The sequence below is a fragment of the Actinoplanes auranticolor genome (assembly GCF_018332655.1).
Lineage (GTDB): Bacteria > Actinomycetota > Actinomycetes > Mycobacteriales > Micromonosporaceae > Actinoplanes > Actinoplanes auranticolor.
In genome coordinates, this window is the sequence record NZ_BOQL01000052.1 from 141,068 (window position 1) to 149,782 (window position 8,715).

Consider the following 8,715-nt stretch of genomic DNA (forward strand, 5'->3'; position numbering starts at 1 on the left):
TCAGTCCTCCTCGTCCAGGATGCGCGGCACGCGGAACCGGCCCTCGGCGGAATCGGGCGCGCCGGAGAGCGCCTCCTCCTGGGTGAGGCACGGAGTCACGACGTCGTCGCGGTAGATGTTGGTCAGCGGCACGGAATGCGAGGTCGGCGGGATGTCGTCGGCAGCCACATCACCGATCCGGGCGACCGACTGCAGAATGACGTCGAGCTGACCGGCGAACTGGTCGAGCTCCTGCTCGGTCACGGCGAGCCGCGACAGGCGCGCCAGATGCGCGACCTCTTCGCGGGAGATGGCGGCCATCGTGCCCCCTTGGTATGGATGTCGCTGACCGGGGAAGTCTATTTCTTTCGGCGCGGGCGGCGGGCGGCGGCTCCCCGGTCTGTGGATAACCCGGCATTCCGAGGATCGGATTCCGGATGTCGTGCGTGGTTGCATGGTGCTGATCGTCGCTCCCGCCGATTGCCGGCTGGGTGAGCCAGGACCTCAGAACCGAACTTCCAATTCGAGCTCATGGCGGACCGGAATGCCGTCCAGGACCCTCGGAATGGCCGGCTTGAGGGCACGGGCCCGGGTCACCGCGTCCCGGTGCACGGCGACCAGGTCGAAGCCGTGCCGCTGGTAGAAGCGCAGGGCTCTGACGTTGTCATTGGTGGTGACCAGCCAGAGGCGGGCGGCTCCGGCGCCGGCAGCCACGTCGCGGATCCAGGCGAGCAGGGCTCCCCCGGCGCCGGACCCGGGACGGTCCGCGGCGATCGAGACCACCTCCCAATCCGTCCCGGCGGCCCGGTAGGTGAGCAGGCCCACCGGCTCACCGTCCGTCCAGGCGATTCCGCCCGGAAGGTCGCCGGCGTCGATCAGCTCGTCGTGGACGGCGACCACCGTGCCGTGGAACGCGGCGGTCAGCGACTGCCGCACGTACGCGATGTCGGCGGGCGTGACGGGACGCACCTCGATCGCCATGACGCTCCTCAGGACGTCGGCACCGCCAGGGCGCCGGGTTCGCGGCCGGGTCGCAGTGGACGATAACGCGACAGCCACACCGCCAGATCCGGTGCGGGCATCGGCCGCGCGTGGAACCATCCCTGCGCCGCGTGACAGCCGGCCGCGGCCAGCAGCCGCCAGGTCCGCTCGTCCTCGACCCCCTCGGCGACGACCCGCAGCCCCAGCGAGTCGGCCAGAGCGATCACCGACCGCACGATCGCGGCGTCACCCCGGTCGGCGGCCATCCCGAGCACGAACGAGCGGTCGATCTTCACCTCGGCGAACGGCAACCGGCGCAGATGCTGCAACGACGAGTAGCCGGTGCCGAAATCGTCGAGGGAGATCGCCACCCCCATCCGGTCCAGCCGGGTGATCGTGTCGAGCACCCGGTGCGGGTCGGCCATCAGCGCGCTCTCGGTGATCTCGAGCTGCAGCAGATCCGGCGGTACGTCGTACCGGTGCAACAGGGTGTCGATCTCCACCGCGATGTCCGCCGCGTGCAGGTCCCGGACGCTGACGTTGACGGACGCGCGCAGCGGCCGGCCGGCCGCGCGCCAGGCACCGAGCTGGGCGACCACCTCACGCAGCACCCGGCTGGTGAGCAGCCGCATGACGGGCGTCTGCTCGGCGACCCGCAGCAGCTCGCTGGGCCCGACCATGCCCCGCACCGGATGCCGCCAGCGCAGCAACGCCTCGACGCCGACCAGCTCGCCGGTCGCCACGGCGATCTGCGGCTGGTAGTAGACGGTGATGCCGTCGGCCGCCGGGTCGCTGCCCGGATCGGCCTGCACGGCCCTTCGCAGGTCGGCCAGCAGAGCCAGATCGGACGTGTGGTGCTCGGTGTCGCGCGCGTAGATCGCGACGTGATCGCCGCGCTCCTTGGCGTCGTACATCGCGGCCTCGGCCTGGCGCAGCAGGGAGGCGCCGTCGCCGCCGCGTTCGCCCTGCAGGGCGATGCCGATGGAGGCGCTGACGTCGATCGGCAGGCCGTCGAGGGCGAACGGCCGGCCGAGCTCCTCGGCCAGGTGCGCCGCGAGCCGCCGGGCCGCGGCCGGCCCGTCGACCCGGGTGGCCAGCACGGCGAACTCGTCACCGCCGAGCCGGACGACAAGATCATGCGAGGGTACGACCGCAGCGAGCCGCCGGGCGACCTCGACGAGCAGCCGGTCCCCGGTGGTGTGCCCGAGGGCGTCATTGACGGTACGGAACCGGTCGAGGTCGAGGAGAAGGAGAGCGAGTCCACGCTCGGGCCGGTGCAGACCACGCGCCGCGTCCCGCTCGGCGACGGAGGTCTGCAGCGCACGCCGGTTGGGCAGCCCGGTCAGGGAGTCGACCCGGGCCGCGCGCTCGTACTCGCCGGCCGAGCGCACCATCCGGTGCACCGCGTGCAGGGCGAGCAGCACCAGCGGCACGAGCGCGAGACCGACCTGAGCGGCGGCCAGCACCACGGGCCCGAGCAGCAGCAGCGCGGCGGTGGCGAACAGCTCCAGCCCCCAGCGCTGCACCCGGCGCCGCCGGCGTCCGGCACTCAGGCAGCGGGCGAACAGGGCGTCGAGGCCGGTGCGGGCGCCGATCCAGGCAGCCGCGGCGGCCACGGTGAGCAGGGCGTCGTCCCAGTGCGGCTGGGCGCCGACGTGCAGGCCGGCGAGCGCGGCCACGGCGGCGGCTCCGGCCAGGGCGACGGCGTGCTGCCCGGCCAGGTGCAGGGCGCGGCGGGGGGACTGGCGCATCCGTACGCCCGCGATGGCCATGGCGGCCAGTTGCACGGCGAGGGCGGGCACGAACCCCCAGGCGAGCACGATGCCGAAGGTGAAGCAGATGGACGGAAGGACCACGGAGCTGGCGCGCCGGTTCGCGACCACATAGGGCCGGGCGTCCACGGCGAGCGCGAGGGCGGCCATGACCCAGAACGCGGTCGGCAGCTCATCGAATGTCTGCGGTGAGGCCAGCCAGAGCCCGAGGTCGACGACGACGGCCCCGCCGACGGCCGTGACGGCGCCGCGCCGGGCGGTGACCGAGCGCACCCCTACCGGCGGTGACTCCAGCGACGCCTCGATCGGCGGTCGCCACCGGGGCAACCGCCAGCTCCGGACCCTGCTCGACTTCCCCGTGGTCGCTGACCGGTCGTCGCGTGGCTGCGGACCGCGCGAGCCCTCGCGTCGTGGCTTTCGGGCACGCGCTGGCCGGCCTGCCGCTTTCCCGCCGGGCAATGCATGATCCAGCGAACCCTCAGCCGCGCGCACGTCGGTGATCGGCTCGCCGGCCGGCTGCTCTTCACCCGGCATGGAGCTGCGCTGTGCTGCGGCACCCATGCGACCTCCACGGTGGCGTCGACCGAACGATCATCCTCACCATAGATCCGCATGGACAAAACTACGCGAAACAGACTCGCCGTTACCAAGTTGCCGTATCGCCCCACACGTGGAACCTCGCCAGATTCACCCGTTGGTGGATCTTCACCGGCGACCCGTCCGGCCGCCACGCCACGCAAAACAGCCCACTCCACCGGCGCGGCGCAGGCTGCCTATTCGCCCGGCGCCGCCGAAGCCTCACCCACCGGAGCGTCACCGGCCGGCTCAGCCGCAGCCTTCTTCCGCGGCTTCCGGACCGTAGCCTTCTTCGGCTCGCCGTCCGCACCCTCCTTGGGAGCGTCCTCAGCGATCTCGGCCACCGCACGAGCCGCCTCGGGCCCCTCGCCCAGCAGCACCGCGAACCCTTCCTCGTTCAGCACCGGCACCTTGAGCGACAACGCCTTGTCGTACTTGCTCCCCGGGTTGTCCCCCACCACCACGAAGGCCGTCTTCTTCGAGACCGAGCCGCTCACCTTGCCGCCGCGGGCCAGCACCGCTTCCGACGCCTCGTCGCGGGTGTGCGTCGACAGGGTGCCGGTCACCACCAGGGTCATGCCCGCCAGCGGCCGGGGACCGGAGTCGGTGCGTTCCTCGGCCATCCTGACGCCGGCCGCGCGCCACTTGCGGACGATCTCCCGGTGCCAGTCGACGGCGAACCACTCCCGCAGGCTCTCCGCGATCGTCGGTCCCACACCGTCCACGGCCGACAGTTCCTCGATGCGGCCTTCCTCGACCGCGGCCTCGATGGCCGCCATGGAACCGAATTCGAGCGCCAGCGCCCTCGACGCCGTCGGGCCGACGTGCCGGATCGACAGCGCCACCAGGACCCGCCACAGCGGGCGGCTCTTGGCTTCTTCGAGCTTTTCCAGCAGCTTGACCGCGTTGGTGCCCAGGGTGCCGTCCATGTTGACGAAGAACGGCGAGCGCAGCAGATCATCGGCGGTCAGGGCGAACAGGTCGCTCTCGTCGGTCAGCACCGAGGACTCGTAGAGCGCCCGGGCGGCCTTGTAGCCGAGGACCTCGATGTCCAGGGCGTTGCGGCTCGCCAGGTAGAAGAGCCGTTCACGGAGCTGGCCCGGGCAGTAGTGCTGGTTGGGGCAGCGGATGTCGACGTCGCTCTCCTTGGCCGGAGCGAGCGGGGTGTCGCACTCGGGGCACCGGGTCGGCATCACGAACGGGTGCGCGTCCTCGGGCCGCAGGTCGATGACCGGACCGAGCACCTCGGGGATCACGTCACCGGCCTTGCGCAGCACCACGGTGTCGCCGATCCACACGCCCTTGCGCTCGACCTCGCGGGCGTTGTGCAGCGTCGCCTGGGCCACAGTGGACCCGGCCACCAGCACGGGCTCGAGCACCGCGTACGGCGTGACCCGCCCGGTGCGCCCCACGTTGACGGCGATGTCGAGGAGCTTGGTGGTGACCTCCTCGGGCGGATACTTGAAGGCGATCGCCCAGCGGGGCGCCCGGCTGGTCGAGCCGAGCCGGCCCTGGATGGCGACGGAGTCCACCTTGACCACCACGCCGTCGATCTCGTGCTCGACGTCGTGCCGGTGCTGGCCGTAATAGGCGATGTACTCGCGGACCTCGGCCATGCTCCCGACGAGCCGCCAGCGGTCACTGGTCGGGAGCCCCCAGGAGCGCAGGGCCTCGTACGCGTGGGACTGCGAATCCGGCCGGAACCCCTTGCGGGCGCCGATGCCGTGCACGACCATCCGGAGCCCGCGGGACGCGGTGATCCGCGGGTCCTTCTGCCGCAGGCTGCCGGCGGCAGCGTTGCGCGGGTTGGCGAACGGGGCCTTGCCCTGCTCGACCAGCGAGGCGTTGAGGTCGGCGAACGCGGAGGCCGGGAAGTAGATCTCGCCGCGCACCTCGAGCAGCTCGGGCGGGTTGTCGTCGGTCAGCCGGTCGGGGATCTCGCGGATGGTCCGCACGTTGGAGGTGACGTCCTCGCCCGTGCGCCCGTCGCCGCGGGTGGCGCCGCGCACCAGGCGGCCCTTCTCGTAGGTCAGGTTGATGGCGAGGCCGTCGACCTTGAGCTCGCAGAGGAACTGCACCGGGCCGCCCGCGTCCCGCTCGGTGCGCTCGGCCCAGGCGCCCAGCTCGGCGTCGTCGAAGACGTTGTCGAGGGACAACATGCGCTCGGCGTGCTCGACCGGGGTGAACAGGGTGGAGAAGGTGCCGCCGACGTTCTGCGTCGGGGAGTCGGGGGTGCGCAGCGCCGGGAACTGCTCCTCCAGCGCCTCCAGCTCGTGCAGGAGCTTGTCGAACTCGGCGTCGGACACCGTCGGTGAGTCGAGGACGTAGTAGCGGTACTGGTGGCCGCGGACCTCGTCGCTCAGCTCGGCGTGCCGGGCGCTGGCCTCCGGGGTCGGCTCGGCACCGGCCGCGGCCACCTGCTCGGCGGTCGGGCGGCCCTCCGCGAGCTGCTCGGCGACGGCAGCCGCCTCGGCACCGTCGGCGGGCGTATCGACAGGCTGCTTTTCCGGCACCGGGAGACCTCCGTGGTTCGTTCTTCTCTACCGGCACGTTAGTCGCCCGGTCCGACAAAACCATCGACATGCGCGGCCGGCGGCGCCCGGGTACGTTCGGCCGGTGGCGGACTGGTGGCTGTGGGCGGGTGGGGCTGCGGTGCTGGTCGCGGCCGGATGGTTGCTGCGCCGGCGGTGGCGGGCCGGCCACCCGAGCGGCGGTGACATCTGGTGGGCCGACGTGCCCTATGCCCGGGGCCGGGGCTCGAAACTGCGCCCGTGCCTGGTGCTGCGCCGCCGCCGAGACGGCATCGTGGTCCTGAAGATCACCAGTCAGGACAAGAGCCACCGCCGCGACCACGTGCTGATCCCGACCCGCCGGTGGGACGCCCGCGCGAGCCACGACTCGTACCTGAATCTGGGTGAGCCGATCGTCGTCCGCCCGGCGGCCTTCCAGCGCCGCGCGGGCGCGGCGGACCTGCGCACCCGCCGCCGGGTCGCCCGCTTCAGCAGCCGGACAGCCCGCAACAGCGGCGTCAGACCTCGGTCAGCCGCCGACCGGCGTCGCGACACGCCTTGAGCACCTCACGCACGTAGGCGTGGTTCGCTCCGGCGAGCCCGCAAGCCGGCGTGATCACGACCTGCTGCGGCAGCCGGGCGGCCGGGAAGCCGAGCCTGCTCCACAGCTTCCGGGCCCGGTCGGCCACCTGCGCCGAGGTCAGCGCCCGGCCGTCGGCCGGCGGCCGGGTGGGCGCCGCACCGGCGAAGAGGCCGAGGCCGGCCTCGAGGGCCTCCCCGAGCGGGTCGAGATCCTTGATGAACGACAGATCGAGCGCGACGGCGGCGGCCCGGGCATCCCGGACCACCTGCAGCGGTACGGCCGGAGCACAGCAGTGCACGATGACCGGCACCCCGACGGCCTCGACCACCGTCCGCAGACCCGTGGCGGCATCGGGCCCGTCGACGACCTTGTACGCCCCCAGCCCGCTCTCCGTCGGGATGCGCCCGGCGAGCACCGCCGGCAGCGAAGGCTCGTCGAGCTGCAACAGCACCGACGCCTGGGGCAGCCGCTTCTGCACCTCGGCCACGTGCCGGCGCAGCCCCTCGGCCAGCGACTCGGTCAGGTGGCGCACGGCACCGGAGTCGCGCAGCATGCGACCGCCGATCTGCAGATCCAGGCTTGCCGCGAGGGTCCACGGACCGGCCGCCTGCAGCTTGACCGGGCCGGTGAACCGGTCGGCCTGCTCGGAGAGCTGGTCGAGGTCACGTTCCATCAGGTCGGCGATGCGGCGCTGGTCCTTGCCGGGGCGGGGCGCCATCTGCCAGCGGCCCACGTAGATCTGCACCGGCAGCTCGACCAGCAGCCCGGCGGTCCGCCCGATCATGTCAGCGCCGGGACCGCGGTCGGGCAGCTCGGCCAGGTGCGGCAGCTCGGGCAGCTCGCCCATGATCAGGCGCTGGGCCTCGGCGATGTCGGTGCCGGGCAACGAGCCGACCCCGGTGGCCGCACCGGCCGGCCAGGGAAAGTCAGGCACGGCGCGCCGGCCCGATCCCATCGGCACTCGCAGACACCCGGTCGGCCGAACCATCCACAGCGCCGTCGGAGCTGCTGGCGCCGCTCGCGCTCGAAAGGCCCGCGCCCGCAGGACTCGTGCTCAGGCTGCCGGAAGCGATCGTCGCGGAGCCGAGAACGATGTCACCGGCCGGATCGGGCCGGTAGGCGACGATGGCCTGACCAGCCGCAACCCCCCGGGCCGGCGTGCGCAGGTGGGCCACTAGGCCGTCCGGGCCGAGGCTCACCACGGCCGGAACGACCTCACCGTGGGCCCGCAGCTGCACGTCACACTCGACCGGCGTCTGCTCCCCGTGCCAGATCGGCCGGGTCGCCGTCACGGTGTCGACCGCGAGGTCTTCGCGCGGCCCGACCGTCACCGTGTTGGTCTTCGGGGTGATCGACAGCACGTACCGAGGACGGCCGTCCGGCGCGGGAACCCGCAGGTCAAGCCCCTTGCGCTGACCGATCGTGTACGAATACGCCCCGTCGTGCCGCCCCAGCACGGCCCCGGTGCGGCCGTCCACGATGTCGCCCGGCGCCGCACCGAGACGCTCGGCGAGGAAGCCCTTGGTGTCACCGTCGGCGATGAAGCAGATGTCGTGCGAGTCGGGCTTGTCGGCGACGGCCAGGCCCCGCTCGGCCGCCTCCTGCCGGACCCGCTCCTTGGTCGAGTCACCGAGCGGGAAAGCGGCCCGGTCAAGCTGCGCGCGGGTGAGCACGGCGAGCACGTACGACTGGTCCTTGGCGATGTCGACGCTGCGCCGCAGCAGACCGTCCGCCCCCAGCCGGGCGTGATGCCCGGTGACCACGGCGTCGAAGCCCAGGGCGACCGCCCGGTCCAGCACCGCGGCGAACTTGATCTTCTCGTTGCACCGCAGGCACGGATTCGGGGTGCGGCCGGCCGCATACTCCGCGACGAAGTCGTCGACCACGTTGTCGTGGAACTGCTCGGCCATGTCCCACACATAGAACGGAATGCCGATGACATCGGCGGCCCGCCGCGCATCCCGCGAATCCTCCAGCGTGCAGCACCCCCGCGCACCGGTCCGGTACGTCTGAGGATTCCGCGCCAGCGCCAGGTGCACCCCGGTCACATCGTGGCCGGCATCCCGAGCGCGCGCGGCAGCGACAGCGGAGTCGACCCCGCCGGACATAGCTGCAAGAACTCGCACCCGAACAGCCTATCCGCCCCGGCCGACATCCCAAATCCCGCGTAGCGCCATCAAGATCCATGTTCCGACCCGGTGCCGCCACCATCCGGGCGGGGCGCATTCCCTTTTCCGGTACGCGCACCGCAAGGCCCCGTGGCACCCAGCCCAGCCACTGCCGTCCCGACCCAGTGCCGCCACATCCGGGCGGG

The 8,715-nt window shown here is 72.4% G+C and carries 7 protein-coding genes; 1 reads left to right on the plus strand and 6 read right to left on the minus strand.

Annotated elements, in window-relative coordinates; genetic code table 11:
* The 4 genes from gatC to ligA all read right to left on the minus strand — a co-directional run bounded on the left by gatC (window position 1) and on the right by ligA (window position 5,725).
* Window positions 1-300 (minus strand): Asp-tRNA(Asn)/Glu-tRNA(Gln) amidotransferase subunit GatC, encoded by a 300-nt coding sequence (gene gatC / locus Aau02nite_RS31255; protein WP_212992178.1) that lies wholly within the window; start codon window positions 298-300, stop codon window positions 1-3.
* Window positions 301-483: 183 nt separating this feature from the next.
* Window positions 484-960: a GNAT family N-acetyltransferase gene (locus tag Aau02nite_RS31260; protein WP_212992179.1), complete on the minus strand. Its 477-nt coding sequence runs from the start codon at window positions 958-960 to the stop codon at window positions 484-486.
* Window positions 961-968: 8 nt separating this feature from the next.
* Entirely contained in the window at window positions 969-2,882 is a 1,914-nt protein-coding gene (locus Aau02nite_RS31265; protein ID WP_246595582.1) for a putative bifunctional diguanylate cyclase/phosphodiesterase, read from the minus strand.
* Window positions 2,883-3,505: 623 nt separating this feature from the next.
* Entirely contained in the window at window positions 3,506-5,725 is a 2,220-nt protein-coding gene (gene ligA, locus Aau02nite_RS31270) for an NAD-dependent DNA ligase LigA (protein WP_246595583.1), read from the minus strand.
* A 199-nt stretch (window positions 5,726-5,924) separates the two neighbouring features.
* Here ligA and Aau02nite_RS31275 point away from each other — a divergent pair, with 199 nt between their 5' ends.
* Window positions 5,925-6,380, plus strand: coding sequence for a type II toxin-antitoxin system PemK/MazF family toxin (locus Aau02nite_RS31275; RefSeq protein ID WP_212992181.1), 456 nt, complete (start codon window positions 5,925-5,927; stop codon window positions 6,378-6,380).
* Here the strand turns inward: Aau02nite_RS31275 and Aau02nite_RS31280 are convergent.
* Together Aau02nite_RS31280 and mnmA are read right to left on the minus strand one after the other, a co-directional pair.
* On the minus strand, window positions 6,337-7,335 hold the full coding sequence (locus Aau02nite_RS31280) for a uroporphyrinogen decarboxylase/cobalamine-independent methonine synthase family protein (RefSeq protein WP_246595578.1): 999 nt from the start codon (window positions 7,333-7,335) through the stop codon (window positions 6,337-6,339). The two genes, Aau02nite_RS31275 and Aau02nite_RS31280, sit on opposite strands and share 44 nt — an antisense overlap.
* Entirely contained in the window at window positions 7,328-8,527 is a 1,200-nt protein-coding gene (gene mnmA / locus Aau02nite_RS31285; RefSeq protein WP_212992183.1) for a tRNA 2-thiouridine(34) synthase MnmA, read from the minus strand. The genes Aau02nite_RS31280 and mnmA overlap by 8 nt, the downstream gene beginning before the upstream one ends.
* Window positions 8,528-8,715 lie beyond the last annotated feature (188 nt).